The 19,676-nt window shown below is 36.1% G+C and carries 11 protein-coding genes; 2 read left to right on the forward strand and 9 right to left on the reverse strand.

Features of this window, described 5'->3' with window-relative positions; translation table 11 throughout:
- Positions 1–70: 70 nt before the first annotated feature.
- The 8 genes from MHH98_RS18930 to MHH98_RS18965 form a co-directional block, all read right to left on the reverse strand.
- Positions 71–3,244, reverse strand: coding sequence for an S-layer homology domain-containing protein (locus tag MHH98_RS18930; protein WP_340709326.1), 3,174 nt, complete (start codon positions 3,242–3,244; stop codon positions 71–73).
- A 605-nt stretch (positions 3,245–3,849) separates the two neighbouring features.
- Complete coding sequence (locus tag MHH98_RS18935; RefSeq protein WP_038179932.1) at positions 3,850–4,674, reverse strand: hypothetical protein; 825 nt, start codon at positions 4,672–4,674, stop codon at positions 3,850–3,852.
- A gap of 536 nt (positions 4,675–5,210) precedes the next feature.
- On the reverse strand, positions 5,211–7,772 hold the full coding sequence (locus tag MHH98_RS18940; RefSeq protein WP_340713397.1) for a GW dipeptide domain-containing protein: 2,562 nt from the start codon (positions 7,770–7,772) through the stop codon (positions 5,211–5,213).
- Positions 7,773–8,301: 529 nt separating this feature from the next.
- Positions 8,302–9,855, reverse strand: a complete 1,554-nt coding sequence (locus MHH98_RS18945; protein WP_340713399.1) for a glycosyltransferase — start codon at positions 9,853–9,855, stop codon at positions 8,302–8,304.
- A 31-nt stretch (positions 9,856–9,886) separates the two neighbouring features.
- A complete protein-coding gene (tagH, locus tag MHH98_RS18950; protein ID WP_038179937.1) occupies positions 9,887–10,693 on the reverse strand; it encodes a teichoic acids export ABC transporter ATP-binding subunit TagH in 807 nt (268 codons plus the stop codon).
- A 23-nt stretch (positions 10,694–10,716) separates the two neighbouring features.
- Positions 10,717–11,526 carry an ABC transporter permease gene (locus MHH98_RS18955; protein ID WP_038179939.1) on the reverse strand — a complete coding sequence of 270 codons (810 nt, stop codon included), beginning with the start codon at positions 11,524–11,526 and terminating at the stop codon, positions 10,717–10,719.
- A gap of 854 nt (positions 11,527–12,380) precedes the next feature.
- The gene (locus MHH98_RS18960; RefSeq protein WP_038179947.1) at positions 12,381–13,559 is read right to left on the reverse strand and encodes a CDP-glycerol glycerophosphotransferase family protein; all 1,179 of its coding nucleotides are present in this window, start codon (positions 13,557–13,559) and stop codon (positions 12,381–12,383) included.
- A gap of 176 nt (positions 13,560–13,735) precedes the next feature.
- Positions 13,736–15,868 (reverse strand): bifunctional glycosyltransferase/CDP-glycerol:glycerophosphate glycerophosphotransferase, encoded by a 2,133-nt coding sequence (locus MHH98_RS18965; RefSeq protein ID WP_038179950.1) that lies wholly within the window; start codon positions 15,866–15,868, stop codon positions 13,736–13,738.
- Positions 15,869–16,219: 351 nt separating this feature from the next.
- Between MHH98_RS18965 and MHH98_RS18970 the strand changes: the two genes are divergently transcribed.
- A complete protein-coding gene (locus tag MHH98_RS18970; RefSeq protein WP_340713401.1) occupies positions 16,220–17,377 on the forward strand; it encodes a CDP-glycerol glycerophosphotransferase family protein in 1,158 nt (385 codons plus the stop codon).
- Between the two features lie 157 nt (positions 17,378–17,534).
- Positions 17,535–17,933, forward strand: a complete 399-nt coding sequence (gene tagD, locus MHH98_RS18975; RefSeq protein WP_340713402.1) for a glycerol-3-phosphate cytidylyltransferase — start codon at positions 17,535–17,537, stop codon at positions 17,931–17,933.
- Positions 17,934–18,030: 97 nt separating this feature from the next.
- On the opposite strand, the gene MHH98_RS18980 is transcribed toward tagD, so the two are convergent.
- Positions 18,031–19,560 (reverse strand): glycosyltransferase, encoded by a 1,530-nt coding sequence (locus MHH98_RS18980; RefSeq protein ID WP_340713404.1) that lies wholly within the window; start codon positions 19,558–19,560, stop codon positions 18,031–18,033.
- Between the last annotated feature and the right edge of the window lie 116 nt (positions 19,561–19,676).

Consider the following 19,676-nt stretch of genomic DNA (forward strand, 5'->3'; position numbering starts at 1 on the left):
TTCTGTATCAATTGTTCAAACTAACGTGAGTATCACGATTGTTTGGGTGACTGGCACCTTAAACTAAGAATTATAGTGCGTCTAATTTTGCTGCTGCAAGTGATAATTTAGTAGTATCGATATCGTTTGTAGGTGATACTACTCCATCTGCTGCAGTTGCACCTAGTGATTTTGCATCTGCTACTAAACCTTTAGCTACTTTCACTTTAGCCGCTACTTCGACTTTGTTATTTATATTGATTTCAGTTGCTAATGGAAGAGCATCAATTGCTGTTTGTGCTTTAGAAATAGCTTGTGCTTTTTTATAAGCATCGATAGCTGATTTTTGTGTAGCAAGGTTTGCATAGTTAGCTGCATTGAAATCTGCTGCTACTGCTCCAACTTTAATAGCCGCATCCACTGCATCTTTCGCTGCTTTATTTTGACCTTCTGCTTTAGCTAATTCTGTATCATTTGTTACTGTTAATTGTGTGATTTTTGCTAGCTCTGCATCTGCATTTGCAATAGGTGCTACTTTTTTATGACCTTCGATAGCTGATTTTTGAGTAGCAAGGTTTGCATAGTTAGCTGCATTGAAATCTGCTGCTACTGCTCCAACTTTAATAGCCGCATCCACTGCATCTTTCGCTGCTTTATTTTGAGCTTCTGCTTTAGCTAATTCTGTATCATTTGTTACTGTTAATTGTGTGATTTTTGCTAGCTCTGCATCTGCTTTCGCAATTGCAGCAGCTTTATTTGCTGCTGGTGCTTTTGCTGGTGCATCATTTATTGTATCAGATACAAAGATAGAGCTTACAGTAGCATTACCTTTACGTTTATCAAAGATAGTGTTTACAACATATGCTTGTTCACTATCTGATAAAGTTCTGTAGTTATCTACTTCCTCAAGTGCTGCTTCGATTCCATCTTTATCAGTTGCAGCATTGATTTTAGCTAATACTTCTGCACTTACATAAGCACCGTCATCTAAGCCTTTGATAAATTGGATAGATTCTGAAGCGTTAAAGATACTTACTTGTGAAGCAGATGCATTAACTGATACGTCTGCTGATAATTGACTCTTAGATGTTACACTAATTTTAGCTTCTCCAGTCGAATTTGCTTTCACTGTAACTGATTCAGTATTACCTTGTGCTACAGTTTTTGTAGTTCCATTATAAGCAACTACTACATCAGCATATCTTGCTGAAACTTCAAATGTTACGTCGAATTGACCAATTAAATTGTTATATTTAACTGCAAATGGGAAACCATTTTGATCAACTGATTGGAAAGTAAATTCTGCAGCTTTGTTTGCAGCTACTTTTTTATCTTCATCGTTAACTTTAAGTGTAGCTTTTGAAACAGTTGCATCTACGAAGTAAGTAGTTTCACCAACTTTTTGTAAATCAGATGTATCTAATACTCCAAATTTCTCGCCATTATCAACGTATACAGTTGGTGTTGCATATCCATCACGAACACCTGTAAGTTTGAATGTAGCTTGACCTTTATCACCAGTTACTTTAATTGGGAATGAATAGCCTTCTGTTACTTTTGTTGGGTTTTCACCTTTTACATTTGAAATATAAACATTTTTATCTGAGCTGAAGCTTCCTTTTGCAAATGTTACGTAAGCTACAGTACCTGCTGGTGCTAATTTTCCGTCTTTACCAGTAACAGTTACAGTATAATTACGTCCACCTTGACCTGTACCGTTTGCATTAATACCAGCAGCATTAGCTGATTCAACACCTACTACATCAAGTGCTTGAGTATGATTAAGAGCGAATGTTACAGGAGCTGCAGCTGCTTGTAATTCTGTAGCACCTAATTTGTTATCGCCTGACCAGTCAGTTTCACTAGTAGTAACACTATCTTTAAATTTGCCATCTGCAAATGCGATAGGTGTAACAGTACCACTTGTACCTGTTAAAGTAAATGTTGCTTCACCTTTAGAATCAAGTTTTACTTTTACGAATTGTACGCCACCAGTTGTTACTTGTGATGGATACTTAGCACCATTGTTACGGATATTAGCGTCAGTAACATCTACTGTACGAACTAATTTATCTGGAGCTACATTAACGTTTTCTTTGTATGCAATGTTGATATATCCATTTGCATTTTCAGCAGAAACGATTTTGTAAACTTTTTTAGCACCGTTAGCTAATGAGTTTCCTTCAGTTACTTCTGAAAGAGTTAAACGTGCAGTATTACCCCAGTAAACTTTAGCTTGAGTAGTTTTTACTGAAGCATTACCAGTTGGATATGCTTCAACAACATCATCTGTACCAGCTACATATTGAGTGTAAGAGTAAGAAGCTACACCGTTTGCATCAGTGAATACTTCAGCAGTAATTTTCTTACCGAAGTTACTGTTAGAAGTATCAGCAGAGTTAGTGATATTGAACGTTACAGCAATACCCTCTTTAGAAGATCCAGCTGGAACTTCAACTTGAGTTTTAACAGTTACTTCTTTACCGATAACACCTTGTAATGAAGGAGATACGTGAGAAATAGCAGTTGCTTGTACATTAGAAACACCTTTGAATGTACGTGATTTCACGCCATCAAGTGCTACAGTGTAAGTTTTACCGCCAGTTTGAGCAGCAGTTGTTAAAACGATAACTTTATCGTCAGTTTGTTTAACTGCAGCGTTAGTAACTTCTAAGCCTTCGATTTTGAAACGTCCAGCTGAGATATCGCTAGCTTTTTGAGCTTCTGCGAATGTTACTTCAACAGTTGTGTTGTTAATAGCTTTAGCTGCATCAACTACAGTTTTAACTACAACACCGTTTTTGTATAGTTTTTCTACGCCTTTGTAAGTTTGGATTCCGTTAGCGTATTTACCTTTGATAAATAGTTTACCAGAGTTTTTACCAAGACCTGTTAGTAATTTACCATCTTGGTACCATTTTTTAGAAGAACCGCTTCCTACCCAGCCACTACCTTTTTTACCAGCTTTGTAGTATACGTTTTTGTAAAGGCCAGTGCCTTTTTTACCTGATTTGTAATAAGTATTTTTGTAAAGACCAGTGAATTTCTTACCGTTCTTGTAAAGAACACCTTTGTAAGATTTGTAACCTTTCACCGCTTTACCTGATTTTGCAGATACCAATTTACCTTTAGATACTTTTACAGTTGCTGCTTTTGCGAAAGCTGTATCAGCAGCACCAGATACTGCGAATGATCCTGTTAATACTGCTGCACCGATTGCTAGTGATGCGACAGGTTTTACAAATTTTAGATTGAATTTACCCATTTTTAAAAAATCCTCCCTTATTGGATATGATTAGCATTTCGCTGTTTTTGTTTTTCATCAGCTAATCATGCTTAAGCCTAATTATCGTTTATAAATAGGAGAATTTCCACCCTTTTTTCTTCCATAGATTTGTAGTTATTCGTTACTTTAATACTATAATGCTATGTTTATCAAAATTATTAGTAAAACTGAGAGAATTTAGCAATTTATTACAAAACCTGTGGGATTATTACGATAACGACTGTAAAGTTAGTAATATAATACCAATTGAGGTATATTTTTAACAAAATACATAAAATTATACCACAACCTATACTGCTAGTTACTTTTTTGTAACATAAGACACATACTCAAATAGAAGATGTCTGCCCTACTCTTCTTCTTTAACGATCCGCTTGCTAATATTTGCATCGAGTTTCTTCCTATTATATAGCAATATTTTCACTATTTAATTGCATAATTGAAAGCGCTATCATTTTATTGTTAGTGATTTATATGATTCTACTTTTAATAGCATACCTATTATCACATTACAAATATTACAGCCTGCATGTTAAATGTTACAGGCTGTAATATTTCTTCTACGCCACTAGTGACGTCTTTTTCTACTTAGTAGTATTCACTTTAATCGTATAAGGTGCTTTATCATAATCAGATGAGGTTCCGAAATATACTCCACTTGATACATTGACATAGTAGGTGCCTTTATCTACGGTTACCGTACCTGTGTGTGTTAATGTATTGTTTAATGTTTTCATCTTCAGCTGTTTGATTGTTTGCTTCTTGCTGTTTTGTAGTGCAATTTTAAATGGCGCTTTTAATTGTTTCTTTACTGTAATTTGGAGCTTCGTTTTTTTAGGCACTGTGATTTTGTAATAATCTTTCATATCATACATCTTAATATCGGCTTTATATGTGCTACCAAGCTTAATCGGTGTCGCAGTTTTTATCGTGTTGTTATTTTCCTTTTCGTAGTTGGATGCTGCTTTGAAGGATACTTTGAATTTGACCTTCTCAACATTCCCTTCTGTGAAGGCGAATACATAGTAAGTTCCCTTTTTTACACCGACTGAATCGGTCATGATTGATTTGTTGTAATAGGCTTCTTTTGAACTGATAGCATAACTAATAATTGGTGAATTCACTTTCGGATCAAGTATGCCTACGTTTTCTAAGCTGTTCATAAGGAATAACGTGAATTCCTTGTTTTTTGGGGACTCGATTTGAAGCTTTGCAACCCCATCCTTTGGTATTTTCACTTGATACATATTCCCTGCTTCTTTGTTTTCATCCATGAGTAATGTTTTTGATAGCGTTTTGTTTAGTGGAATGGTTTCATAAACTTCCTCAGCATGACTTATGGTGCTGTTTAGACATACGGATATCATGACCATCACCGCCATCATTACTATGTACTTCATCATTTTCATTTCTTTCATCTCCAATCTATTTTGTTCCTTTTTAGTATACTAGGAAATTGGGTTTAAACCAATATTATCCATATATTTAGTTTTGTGATGGGGGTGGATTGTTGCGCTATCTGTGAGGTTTGTTGCGCGAAGTCTGGGGATTGTTGCACTATCTTGGATGTTTGTTGCGTTAAGTCCATTGTTTGTTGCGCTAACTTGATTGTTTGTTATTTAGCAGAACATTCACGTCCTATTAGATGATAATTTTTAGCTTTTTTGAGCAACATGTATAGTTGGAATCTATTTTAGCCGCTTTTTTAGTATTAGAAAGTTTGAATTCGCTCGATAGGATATTTAGATTGTTACGCTAGCTTCCAGTGTTTTTGCGTGATTTACTTAAATTGTAGTACTCACTCAAATAATTCTTATTTAGAGTAAATTCGTGTCCTTTGCGTTATTTGGTGTATTGTGTGGAGTTTTGGCGGGAGAGGTCTAGTTGATAATATTTTTATCTTTAGACAAAAAAAGACCCCCTGCGTTTGCAGGGGGCACTCTTATTAGAATGTTGTTAATAGGCTGCCACTGATCCATAGTTTTTTGCCTGATTTAGGGGCGTATACTTGGTACCATGTGTCTTTTCCTACTTTTTCTTTTTTCTTGTTACCGAAAATAGTGTAGACATGTTTTAGTGGTGCGTTGTTTGGTACTACTTCTTTAATCGTATCACTAGTAGTCGCTCCTGCACTTGAGCGTAGGTTCGATTCGTCTTTTGTGAATGATAGATTATCTAGTGTAATTTCGTCCGTGCGTACCCAGCCTTGTGTGCCATTGTATGCAATACGTAACCAGCGTGTGTTTTTGCCACTCGTATTTTTAAAGTCACGTACATCTGTATGGTACGCCTTTAATGTAATTACTTTTTCTTTGCCGTAAGTGCCAATCTTTTTCGAATACGCATATGGCATGTAATAGATGTTCAAGTTACTCGCTGAAACTGTTGCTGTTACATCAGTTGGTAATTTTACGAATTGAGCTGGTTGTGCTTTAGACTCTGGCAGAATATGATCGTATTCTTTTGGTGCTGTCATAACTTTTGTACTCGCTGTTTTGCCGCTGTAGTCTGATGAGCTATAGGCTTTCATCTGTGCCATTAGGTTGGCAATTTTACGACTCCACTCTTTGTCTGTCGCATATTTTACATTCATACCTAATAATGTCGGACCGTTGTAATAAGCACCTGTAGTAGTTAGGTAATCACGATAGATTTTAAATGCATAGGCATTCAAGCCATCTTTTCCTGTTGGGAAGTATTTCGCACATGTGAAAGCACATGTGTCATATGCTTGGAAGCCAAAATAGTTGTTTTTATACTGTGAAATGGCTGAACTGCCCCAACCTGTTTCTAAAATTGCATGAGCTAGCATGAACTGTGCGTTAATACCTGCTTCATTTTGAACTTCTAAGAATGATGGTACTAACTTATATAGTACATTGTCTGTTGTTTTTCCTTTACTAATAAGGAATGAGCGCATTTGTGTCGCTGTTAGGTCTGTCGATTTTCTTAAGTTAAGTGCAATATATGGATTTGTTTCTACGTAAGCTGAATTGATCCATACTGTTTTGCTTGATAATGTACCTTGATACCAAATACTTGAGCCGACTTTTTCTGTGCGAGTAACTTTGAACGTTTTCGCTCGGTATTTGCTTAAGTCGTAGACGATGTTATTTGTTGTACCGTATGGGATGTTATAAGCACTGCTTGTCCCTGCAATGTAAGTTGTAAATTTAGTTGTGTCTACAAGTGAATTGGTGTAAGTAGTTACATCACTTGCTTCTACCCACCCGACTACGGTTGTTGATGTTCCATTTGTGCGGCTAATTTGGTAGTAATCTTCATCTTCGTATAAAGCTTCTTTTTTAATATAAAAGGTTTCGTTAGTGTATGTGCTATTTGCTAAGATGTAGTCTTCTAGTTTTGTGATATCTTTGTAGATTTTCACTGTTTTACTAGAAAGGCGACCAAGGTAGCTAACGTCAGTTTCTTCTGGTTCTGCTGCTACTTCCACATATGCCTTTGTATATTTTGATGAAATCCAAATTGTTTTTGTACCGATTTTACCTTTGTACCAATCGGTGTTACCAATTCTTTCTGTTTTTGTTACGACAAATTTTGCGTTTTTATATTTTGTAAGGGTTTTGATGGCAACATCATTTGTGCCTCCCCAAATTTTCGTATAGGCTGAGCCGGTTCCTGTTAACGAAAGGGTTTTAGATTTTGTGCTGATGGCTTTATGGTTATAGGCTTTCGCATCTGTTGATTTGATCCAGCCGATGACTCCTGATGTTGCACTTTCTTTAGTGCTTAGTAGGTAGTATTTGCTCCCTTTATATGTAGCTTTCTTTTTGACATATAAAACAGTGTTGATATTGCTAGTTCCTGCTTTTGTATATGTTGATTTTGTGATATCTTTGAAAATTTTAGCTGAACTGCTATTAACTTTAGCTACGAAACTAACGCTCGTTTCTACAGGCTTTTCTGTTGGGACTGCTGAAGTATCAGCAGTTGGCTTTGTTGATAGATGGCTGTTGTGAATCCATACTGTTTTGCCATTAAGCTTACCTTGGTACCATTTGCTTGTTGATGTAATTGTTGTTGTAGCTGAGAATTTAACGTTTTTGTATGATTTTAATGATGTGTAGATAGCATCTGTACTTCCCCACGGACTAACATATCCTCTACCCGAGCCTTTTAGATAGAATGTTTGGACTTTTGTCGAAGTTAGGCTGTAGTTTCGGATTTTAAGGTCTGTAGATTTTACCCAGCCTAATTGTGTTTTTTTCGTATCTCCGAATTTGTAGATGGCATAGTATGTCACTCCGCCTGTTGTGGCTTTTTTATTGCTCATCATTACTTGCTTTGTTTGAGCTGTTGTTGCGACTTTACTTGTAGACTTTGCGTCTGGTTGTTGATAGATTTTCGCTTTTGTAGATTTAATGACTGTGATCTTGCTAATTGCTGTTGTTTTGTAACTTGCCGCAGCTTGAGTGCCGTTAGCTCCAATGATGAAAATCGCTAGTAGTAATGTACAGATGATTGTCCATGCGTGTTTTTTTATCATTTTCTACTTCCTTTCTTTTTCACTTTAATAGGTTCATATACGCGTCAGAAATGTTGGTTACTGATGGCTATTTGAGCTTTTTTATATTGCTTCAACAAAGTAGGTGGTCATTAGATATTGGCAATAATATAGTTTGTGTTTTCGTACGATGGTTAAATTGATGCAGAACTATAGACTTTTGCCTTACAAAAATTAGATTACTAGATTACACACATTCCATTATATAGTAAATTATATTAAAATTGTGTTGTAATACTTAAATTAGTTCTTTATTATCACATCTTATGACTTATGTAATTGTTGATATATTTTAAAAAAGCAGAGAATTTGTAATATAATGCATCATTTTATCTGATGTGTATATCGACCTATCACTATTCTCGTTAAGTATAGCTTATTAATAGTAGAGTTTGTCGTTACGATTATGTTACAAAATTGAGGAGAGGTATTTGATGTTCACTGTTTTTTATTATTTTTGGGGGTTAATAAGGTTTTGAGAAGTAAAAAAAAGAGCTGCCCTAGGCAACTCTTAGATTTCTTGAGTATATAGATTGTGATTTTCGTTTACGACGTCTTGTAGTAATTTTGACCACTTTTCATAGTAACGCTCTGGTGAGTAATCTTTTTGCACAGTGTTACGTGCTTCGTTCCCCATCTTCACTACTAAATCATGGTTATTTAATAGATGAATGATTTTCTCCGCTAGTTGTTCACTGTCACCATTCGGGACAAGATAGCCATTTACACCATCTTCAATTACTTGAGATGGACCATAGTTAATGTCATAGCTAATTACTGGTGTCTTATTTGCTAGTGATTCAAGCATCGCTAGGCTGAAACCTTCGTATGCTGAAGTAACGAGCGAAACAGATGATGCCGCAAGTACTTCATGTACTTTGTTTGTGTAACCTTTAAGCTCGACACTATTTTCTAGCTTAAGCTCTTGAATCAGCTTATTCAGCGACTCTTCTTCATTGCCATTACCGTAAATGTCCAACTTCGCTTCCGGTACTTGTTCTACAACTAGTGAGAAGGCTTTGATCGCTTCGTCTAATCGTTTTTCTGGACTATAACGGGCAATCATCGACACAAGATTCGGATTCTTTTCGATGTTAAAATCATTTACTTCTACACAGTTTGGGATGACATGGATATTACCACGGTTACCAATTTCTTTGTGTAGATCAAGTCGTTGTTGTTCTGTTAGCACTACGACCGGATACCCCTTTGGAATGACATCGAGTTTCGCTTGATACACTGTTCTATATGGGCTACCCAATTCGTATGGTGCAGCGAAATGATTTGAGTGTAACATATAAATTTTGTAGACAAGTTCATCGTCAATTGATGTCACTCGTGTAGTTGGTGCAGAACCATCACAAATGATGACAGGCTTAACTACTTCTACACGACATATTTCATTTAGCCAAAAATCATGGAATTCTTTGCTCGACGGGAAGTATTCGACCTTATCATAATCTGGACTGAATAAGTATACTTTTTGAAGCTTACCACTCTTGTTGTTATACCAAAGTGATAAGAAGCAAAAACCATCTTCCGTATAGAAACGCTCTTGGTTCTTTTTGTTGTTACTTGGATGATAAAGAACTTCCCGCTGAAGGAAACCAGTGTGGTGGAATTCTTCACGGCGTGTACGTACTCGGTTGTCGTCGAAGTAATCTATAAAGTTAATCGTGCCATCTTCATGCCACTTTTTATACTTTATATAAGTACCATTTTGGAAGTACCGAGCGAATTCACCACCATCTTCTACCCAGTAGCCTTCTTCGAATTTCTTTATTTGTTGCTCGAATTTAGCTTGAGCTGCAGATGATATCGTATTTTTTGTAAATTTTCTTCTATAGTAATCATAGACGTTTGTTATTTTTGCGCTTTTTGGAAGTTGCCCTGATAGCTTCAGTTCTTTTTCAATGATGTCATAGTTAAATTTGAAATCCATTGTTAGGAGTTCAATATCGTATTCATCATTAGCAAAAAGGCTGGCGCGCTTGAGCATAACTTTGTTGATGCCGCCTTTTTCGATGTCCATATCCCATGCTGTCATGAAGATTTTTCTTTTCATTAGGGGTTCACATCCTTTCTAGTGCAGTTATTTATTTCTTCTTTTTGGATCCATATTTTCGACGATCTGCAAGTTTCTTTTGGAAAGCTTTTTGATCTTCATATGAAAGTTTGTTGTATTGTTTGATGAAATCATTGTAGTTTTTCATAACGACATTTGTCGGGCCAAATTCTCTAAGTTGACCGCCTTCAATCCAAGCTATTTTGTTACAGAAGCTCGTTACTTGTCTTAAGTTATGGCTGACGAAGAAGATCGTTTTACCGCGTTTTTTGTATTCATTCATCTTGGCTAGTGATTTGTCTGCAAAGGTTTGATCCCCTACAGATAACGCTTCATCGATGACAATAATATCAGGGTCTGCTGTAACACTGATGGCGAAGCCTAGTTTAGACTTCATACCACTAGAGTATTTCTTTACAGGCTGATAGATGAAATCGCCTAGTTCTGAGAATTCGACAATTTGCGGTGTCACTTCATCAATCTTTTCTTTGCTATAGCCCATTAATAGACATTTAAATTCGATATTTTCGATACCTGTTAGTTGGTTGTTTAAACCTGCATTTATGGCGATAACATTGACCTCACCCTTGGCAATTATTTCACCTGAAGAGGGAGGAATAATTCCGCCAATGATGTTGCTAAGGGTAGATTTACCAGAGCCATTTATACCTACTAGCCCAACTACATCTCCTTCTTCAACGGCAAATGATATGCCATCGATAGCATTGAAGTCAGAGCCCATTTTACCAGGGAAAAGTAGATCGCCTATTTGTTCTTTTTTTGATCTATACATACGATATTTTTTAGTTACATTTTTTATAATGACTGATTCTGTCATGTTTTATGTCCTCCATGTTACTTTTAGATAAAGTCAGAGAAACGGTTTCTGAATTTAAAGTGTGCTGATGAACCAATTATCAATAGTACGAGAATAAGTCCCCAGTTATATAGCGTTAGTTGCCAGTGTGTAACTACAAACCATTCGTTATACAGTAGTGATGCGCGATATCCATTTGCTAAATAATAGAATGGATTTAGTGTCAATAAACCTTGTACCCATTCAGGGAAATTCTGACTTCGGTCCCATAGGATTGGTGATAAGAAGAACATCCCTTGTAAAACGGATTGAATCAGCATCTGTACATCACGTACTACGACTGTCAATGTTGAAGTTAATAGTGTAATACTAAACGCAAAAATATAACTCATCGCTAGGAAATAAATAAGCTGTATATAATAAATACTCGGGGCGTAACCCTTTATCCAAAAGACGACCATAATGCCGCCCACTAATGCTAGATGACCGTAAAACTTCCCAGTAATAATGTAGCTTGGTAGTACGGATAACGGGAAGTTCATCTTGGCGACCATGGAATACTTTTGATATATCGCTTTTGAACCATTTAATATAGCTTTGTTGATAAAGAACCACATTGAGATCCCCGCAAGCATCCAGTAGACATAGGGTACCCCATCCAATTCTGATTTCCCACGGAGTCCAACTCCGAAGACAACATAGTACATAGCCATTTGAATTGCCGGGTTAAGTACTTCCCATATGAATCCTAGATAGTTGTTCTGATTATCAATTTTTAGTTGGAATTTTGCTAGTCTTTGTACCATATAAAAAGACGATATTTGTTCTTTAATGATATTAATAAATGCTTTCATATTGTTTTTTCCTCAATTCCTCGAATTTCATTAAGGGATGATTTTGTCGCATTGTTTCGTATAAATGATAGCTTAATTGTAGAATGATTGGTTATCATGACGCTATTGTTTTCGAAAAGATGCATTTTCGCATTTTGGCGATATTATCTTCCATCATTTTGTAGCTCTGTTAAAAGTCTTGAAAGTGTATGATGACGGCATTTTATCACGCCAAATATTATATATATTACCATAAAAACATACACCATAGTATATCATATAATATCCTTTAATTCTGTTTTCAAAACGTAAAGATATGTGAGAAATTAACAGTTGTGTTGATGGGGTGTAAAGATTTTGGTTTTTGGGGTGGATTTGGGGTTGATTGCGGGGGGGTTGGCGCTGCTCGAGTGGGGGTTGGCGCTGCTCGGGTGGGCTTTGGCGCTGCTCGCGCAGGATTTAGCGCTACTCACTCGGTCTTTGGCGCTGCTCGGGCGGGCTTTGGCGCTGCTCACTCGGGCTTTGGCGCTGCTCGCGCAGAATTTAGCGCTACTCGCTCGGACTTTGGCGCTGCTCACGGGCTTTGGCGCTACTCACGCAGAATTTAGCGCTACTCGGGCGGGCTTTGGCGCTACTCACGGTCTTTGGCGCTGCTCGGGCGGGCTTTGGCGCTGCTCACTCGGGCTTTGGCGCTACTCACGCAGAATTTAGCGCTACTCGCGGGCTTTGGCGCTACTCGCTCGGGTTTTGGCTCTACTCGCGCAGGATTTAGCGCTACTCGCGGCGGCTTTGGCGCTGCTCAGGTTCTTTTTTGCCAAATGAAAAAAGCGAGGAGAAAATATTGTATTTTCTCCTCGCTTTTTATTTGTTTGGTGTTATTTTTTGAATACTTCTTTGACTACGCGTTCTGAGGCTTTGCCGTCTTCCCATTCGCAGAAGCGTTCTGCGAAGCGGTCGAATTGTTCTTTTGAGTGGTGGCCTTCGGTTAGGGCACGACCGATTTCAGTAAATAGCTCGTCCTGTTCTTTGACGATTAGTCCTGGTGCATCTGCTTCGATGTCGATGTAGAAGCCACGTAAGCGGTCGCGGTAATCTTCAAGATCGTACATGTAGAAGATAATTGGGCGATCTAGGATAGCATAGTCAAAGAATACAGATGAGTAGTCAGTGATTAAAAGGTCGCTCACTAAGTATAAGTCTGCAATGTCATAGTAGTTGGAAACATCTTTGATGAAATCGCCGTACTGTGCAAAATCAAAGCTTTCTGATACTAAGTAGTGCATGCGAGCAAGTAGGACGAAATCGTCTCCGTATTGCTCTTTTAGTTTTTGAATGTCGAATTGGAATTCAAATTTGTATTTCCCTTTTTTGAAGAATTGGTCATCACGCCATGTTGGTGCGTATAGGACGATTTTCTTACCTTCAGGGATGTTTAATGACTTACGGATTTTCTCAATCTTGTTTGGATCTGTGTTTTGTAATGCATCATTTCGTGGATATCCTGACTCAATTACTTTGCCTTTAAAGTGGAATGCACGTGCTAAAATTTCTCCTGAGTATGCATTTGGAGCTATTAAGTAGTTCCAATTTTTTGACTCAGCAATAATGTTTTTACGATATTTGTTTGTTTTTGTGCCCGGCATATATACTTCTTCAATGTCCGTACCTAGTTTTTTCAGCGGTGTACCATGCCAAGTTTGTAGATACGCCGTTTCTTTCGGTCTTGGCATCCACTTTGGTAAGCGAACGTTATTGACCCAGTATTCGGCGCGCGGGAAATTCAGTAACCATCTTAATGAAAAGCGTCTCATGTACGGAACGCCCATTTCTTCAAATAGAGGTATGCTTTCCTTAGCTACACTCCAGATCAGTGTGTATTCTGGATTATTTTCTTTCATGTATTCATAAATGGCACGCGGATTATCGCTATAACGTTTTCCGTGGAAACTTTCAAATACGACTAAATTTTTCTTTCTAGGTGTTCTAGATAATAACCTGAATGTTTTTGTAATGAGCTTTTTAGTGTATTTACTTTTCTTTATCTTCTTTAACAACTGAATCCACTCTTTCTATTCAAATTTATATTCGTGTTTTTTAAGTTCATTTGGCCCATTTTATATTTTAGCATTAAGCATTACAAGAAAAAAACATTAAAGTTTTTATTTTTTGCTATAAAAAAAAAAGCGTTCTTCCCGCACATTGTACATCGGTAGAAACGCTTTTCATCAATTTAATGGTTCTTGAATACTTTTTTTACGATTTTCTCTGTTGCTTTTCCGGATTCCCAGCTACAAATTTTATCATAGAAAACGTCGTATTTTTCTTTATATTCAATTGTTACTTTATCAATATTAAGTACGGCATCAATGATTTCATCAGTTGTTTTGACTAGTGGCCCTGGTACTTCGTTTTCGATATCGATATAGAAGCCTCTCAGTTGATCACGATACTTTTCGAGATCATAAGTGTAGAACAGAATCGGTCTTCGTAAGTTCGAGTAATCAAAGAATACAGATGAGTAATCTGTAATAAGAATGTCTGAGATCAGATATAGTTCCGCGATGTCGTCATATTTGGACATATTATAGACAAAACCTTCGTAACCATTAATATTGAGATCATCTGCTATGAAGTAGTGCATTCTTAGTAAGATGACATATTCTTCACCAAATTTTTCTTGCATTTTTTGCAAATCGAATTTTAGATTAAACTTGTATTTTCCAGGTTCATAAAATTCGTCATCACGCCATGTAGGAGCGTAAAGAATGACTTTTTTATCTAACGGGATGTTTAATTTAGTTTTCATCTTCGTAATGTAATCTGAATTGTTGTTAATGTACAACGTATCATTACGTGGGTAGCCATCTTCCAGCATGACTTTATCAAATTTAAATGCGCTTTTGAAAATATCCGATGAGTACGAATTTGCTGCAATTAAATAATCCCATAATCGTGATTGCTCATAAAATTGTTGTTTGTATTTAGGATTGGCTGAATAGACTTCATCCATATCGAATACTAGTTTTTTCAGCGGTGTACCATGCCAAGTTTGTAAAAATACATTCCCTTCACGTTTTTGAAGGTGAAGTGGTTGACGCATGTTACTTACCCAATACTTTGCCGTTGCCATGTGATAGTAATACGCAAGGCTTAGACGCTTCACTTGCTTCGCATTTCCTGGAATATCATGGTTTGTTTCATTAAACGACCAGACAAATTCGTACTCTGGGTAGTGTTTAACCATATATTCATAAATATACTTCGGACTATCCGCGTAGTTTTTTCCAAGGAAACTTTCGAAAACTATTTTTTTCTCATTAAGAGGTCGTTTTTGGAGTATATCTTTATAAATTTGTCGAGTCAGTTTTGTTTTGCTTGTAAAATTTTGTTTTGATTCTCTTCCAAAATGGTGAATGCTAACTGCTCTTTTGTAACTTTTCAATTTGTGATTACGTAGTGCTTTCAGTTCACCACGAACTAATAAGTTTTGATTTTTATATTGCGCTGGAGAAACTTTTTCCATTGCAGTTGCTAGTTGTTCAAAGTTTCGATCGATTTGAGTTGCATCTCTCATTATTAGGATAAATTTTGAGCGATAAAAATGAATAAGTAATTTATCTAGGAGTTTTTGTTCTTTGTTATTTCCCTTTAGCTCTGCTTTAAGCTGATTATAAACTGTTAAGAAATCCTTTAATATCTTCTCTCTATCTTGCTGCATTAGCGATGGGTTAGTAATCGGATCATTTCGAAGGCGACGGAAATATACGCTTTCTTTTACTTGATAAATTACTGAACGATTTTTATATAAAGGCAGTAAGAATGCTATTTCGGTGTAACAATCTGTTTCTTCTGAGAAACGAAGATTGTATTTACGAATGATTTCCATAGAAAACAAACTATTGAGCACACTTAAATTTTGTAGCACTTTAAATACCTTGTTACGTTTTCTTATTGTCACTTCATGTTCATCAATATCGATATTGCTATCTTCTTTATTCGTTAGTTTCTTAGTGCGGCCCATAATATAAGTTTTGTTACCAAGACCTTGTACTAATTTATCAAGCGCATGTTCATTGATAAAATCGTCACTATCTACAAAATATACAAAATCCCCAGAAGCTTGTTCGATTCCAAGATTTCTTGCAAAACCTACACCTTTATTTTCAGTTAAATTGATACTATGGCAACGAGAATCTGCAGTTGTATACTGCTCAATAATCTCTGATGAATTATCTGTCGAGCCGTCGTTTACTATAATTATTTCTATATTTTTGTATACTTGGTTCGTTATAGATGTTAAACATTCTTCTAAAAATTCAGCTGTATTATATACAGTTACGATAATTGTTACTAATTTATCCATTCTTACACCTCTTTATTAAGTTCATGCATTATCATAAAATCATTAATTGTTATGTATTCTATATTCCTCTTAATGATGATTTTTGTAAATATTCCATCTTATTTTATTATTTTTTTGATTTATATGCCTCATCGATAATACCACAAGACAATATTAATCAGTATAATTATTCTTAAAATTTTCTTTGTTATATAACTATTATTTCAGTTATACTAATAGCAGTTATTGTATGTAATTCCTAAATTACAATACCTCTCACAATGTGGTAATTAAACATAAAATTGAATTTTTTTCGAATATTTCGATTTTTTTAGCGATTATCCAACGAAATGTAGAAAAATAGGTGAATGAATGTTAAAGGAATTTATAATATATATTTATTTGTCGGTAAATAGGTTGGTATTTGGGCTTTTTAAGTTTTTACCACAAAAGAGTAAAATCGTTTTTTTATGTGACTTTGGGGATAATGCGAAGTTTGTTATACGAGAGTTGCAATCACGCGGGTTTGAAGAGATTTATGTTCTGAAGACTAGCAAATGCAAAGATGATTTTTCCGATTTAGGCTTAAATGCTAAACATATAGTGGATTTTCGCGCATCCAATATTGGTGGCTATTTGAAAGGTTTATATCATTTGGCAACGGGTAGTAAGGTATTGATCGACAATTATTTTGCCATTTTAAGTGCAACGTCGTTTCGCGAAGGTGTCGAGTGTATACAGTTATGGCATGCAGCTGGCGCGATTAAGAAGTTTGCATTGCAAGATCCAAGTATCATGTTCCGTTCCCCTTCTGCTGTTAAGCGATTTGAGAAGGTTTATGGGCGAATGACGAAAGTAATCATTGGCTCTGATGAGATGGTACCGATTTTCATGTCAGCATTTGGCATGCGCAAAGATCAATTTTTGCGTTTTGGGATTCCACGTACTGACTTTTACTTTCGACAAAAAGAAGAAGTTAATGCTCGTAGTGAAATTCTCGAGTTGTATCCTCAATTAGCTGGGAAAAAGGTAATTTTATATGCACCAACTTTCCGCGATCAGCAACTGTTAGAACAGAAGATTCCTTTGAATTTTGTAGAAATCATGGATTCACTTGGAGAAGATTTTGCAATGGTGATCAAGTTACACCCTGCTGTGGCTCATAATGCTGAGTTGATTGCTCATCCTGCAATTGTTTCCGTTGCAAATGATGTACCTGTTTCCAAATTACTGTTTGTTACGAATTATTTAATCAGTGATTATTCTTCGATCCCATTTGAATTTGCTCTACTTGGGAAACCGCAGATTTTTTATCCTTATGATTTAGAAGCATATGAGATGGAGCGAGGTTTTTGGAAGGATTATGAACAGTTAGTTCCCGGTCCGGTTGTTTCAAATGATGAAGAACTAGTTTATGTTCTGTTGCATCATGAATTTAATCAGGAGCAAATGGAGACTTTTTCTAAAGATTGGAATACCTATTCTGATGGGCATGCTAGTGAAAGATTGGCAGCGTATTTGATGGATTAGATAAATGGTCCAAAGCTTGATCTTGGGAACCTTGCATGAGTTCTCGGCGTTCCTTATTCTATTAAGACTTTTTATAGAGATTATCTACAGAAATGAATTTGGCATTTCTAGTTAAATATAATATAATACCATTTAGTATTATGTATGGAGGCACACTATGAAAAAAGTAATTACGTATGGTACATTTGATTTACTTCATGTGGGACATGTTAATATTCTTCGACGTGCAAAAGCTTTAGGCGATTACCTTGTTGTTGCTATTTCCTCTGATGAATTTAATGCTTTAAAAGGGAAAAAAGCTTACTATAGTTTTGAAGACCGTAAGACAATTCTTGAAGCAATCAAGTATGTAGACGAAGTAATACCGGAAGATAATTGGGAACAAAAAGTTCTAGACGTGAAAGATCATAATATCGACACATTTGTTATGGGCCACGACTGGGAAGGTAAATTCGATTTCCTAAAAGATCATTGCGAAGTAATTTACTTACCTCGTACTGAAGGTATTTCTACAACTAAGATTAAAAAAGATTTAAATACCCAAGTATCTAAATAAGCATTTCGCTTTAACTAACCACCTGCTCCTATATTGGAGAGGTGGTTTTTTATTTTGTTTAGAAATGACAAACAAAAAAGGTCGCCTAAGCGACCTTTTAATCTTGTGATGTGACTTTATTCAAAAGGCTGTTCCATAATTCGTATTGAAGTTCAGGAGAGTATTTCTTTTGTGCGGTACGGTATGCATTTTCTCCCATTCTTTTTGCCTCGTCTTCATTTTCTAGCATGTAGATGATCTTTTCTGCTAATTGCTCACGATCCTTATTTGGAACAGCATAACCATTCTGTCCAGCTGGTTCAAATTCGTCTATATAGTAGTTGTTGTCGTATAAAATGACCGGTGTTTTATTAGCAAATGATTCTAACGCTATTAAGCTAAAGCCTTCGTATTTTGATGTTAGGACTGTTACGGTAGCTTTTGCTAATACTTCGTCTACTTTGTTTGTGTAGCCTTTTAATTCGACATTTTTTCTCAATTTTAATTTCCGAATAAGCGATGTTAGCGCACGTTTTCTAGGCCCTGCACCGTAAATGTGAAGTTTAGCATCAGGAACGTCTTGAATAACTTTAGCAAATGCACGAACAGCTTCACCAATTGCTTTACCTTCATCTAATCTTGCTACAACTGTAACAAGAAGTGGATCTTTTTTAGTCATATCCACATTATTCACTTCGATTGTATTTGGAATGACATAAATGTTGTCGTGATCACCAAATTGCTTGATGATATCCTCTTTTTGCTTTTCTGTTAGGACAATAATAGGGTCGCCATTCTCTAAATTTTCTAGCATGCCTCTGTGATGTTCTTTGAGCTCACTACCGTAAGTGTAAGGTGCTTCAAAATGATTTGTATGAATAGTATAGATACGGTGTGCCAAGCCGGATTCCATACTCCGAACTTTACTTGCTGTACCTGCTCCGTCGCAGATGATAATTGGCTTTTCCGGCTCGTTTTTGCATAATTCGTTAAACCAATTGACATGAAATTCTTTGTTATTAGCAAAACTTAAGACTTTTTTTGACTCGGGATGAAATAGATAAATTTTCTGTTGCTTCCCCGTTTTATGGTTGTACCATTTCGAAAGATAACAAAAGCCGTCTGGTGTATAGTGTAGCTCTTGGTTTAGCTCATTGTTAGACAAATGATAATAAAGCGTACGATTAATATAACCATCGCTATGGAATTCTTCACGTTTAATGAGAATTTGTTCGGGTGTGTAATAGTCGATATATCTCAATTTTTGATGCTTGTCCCAAGCTTTGCATTTTACATATGTACCATTTTGGAAGTAGTGCGTTTGTTCTCCGCTTTCTTCTACTTGATATTCGGGTTCAAATTTTTCGCTGGCTAATCGGTAGCTTTCAATACTTTCAGCTGTTGGTTCACTTTTTGTGTAGCTTTTTTTATAGTAGTCATAAATGTTCGTGATTTTGACGTTTTCGGAAAGTCTACCTTCTTTTTTTAACTTTAATTCTATTTCAGAATAATTATCTTTATAGTCTAGTGTGATTAGTTCAGTGCAATAATTAGCGTTATTTAATAAGCCTGCCCTCTTATACATGACACTATTAACGCCATATTTATCTACGTCAATGTCCCAAACGACCATGAATATTTTTTTCATTATTTCACTACTTTCTTTTTGGGTGTGTTTGTTAAGGTCTACTATACTCTGTTTTCAACTCTGAATTCAATTATTTTCAAGTTAGCCGTATATTTTGCATGACTCATGATAAATGC

It is taken from the genome of Viridibacillus sp. FSL H8-0110 (assembly GCF_038003565.1).
Taxonomy (GTDB): Bacteria; Bacillota; Bacilli; order Bacillales_A; family Planococcaceae; genus Viridibacillus; species Viridibacillus arenosi.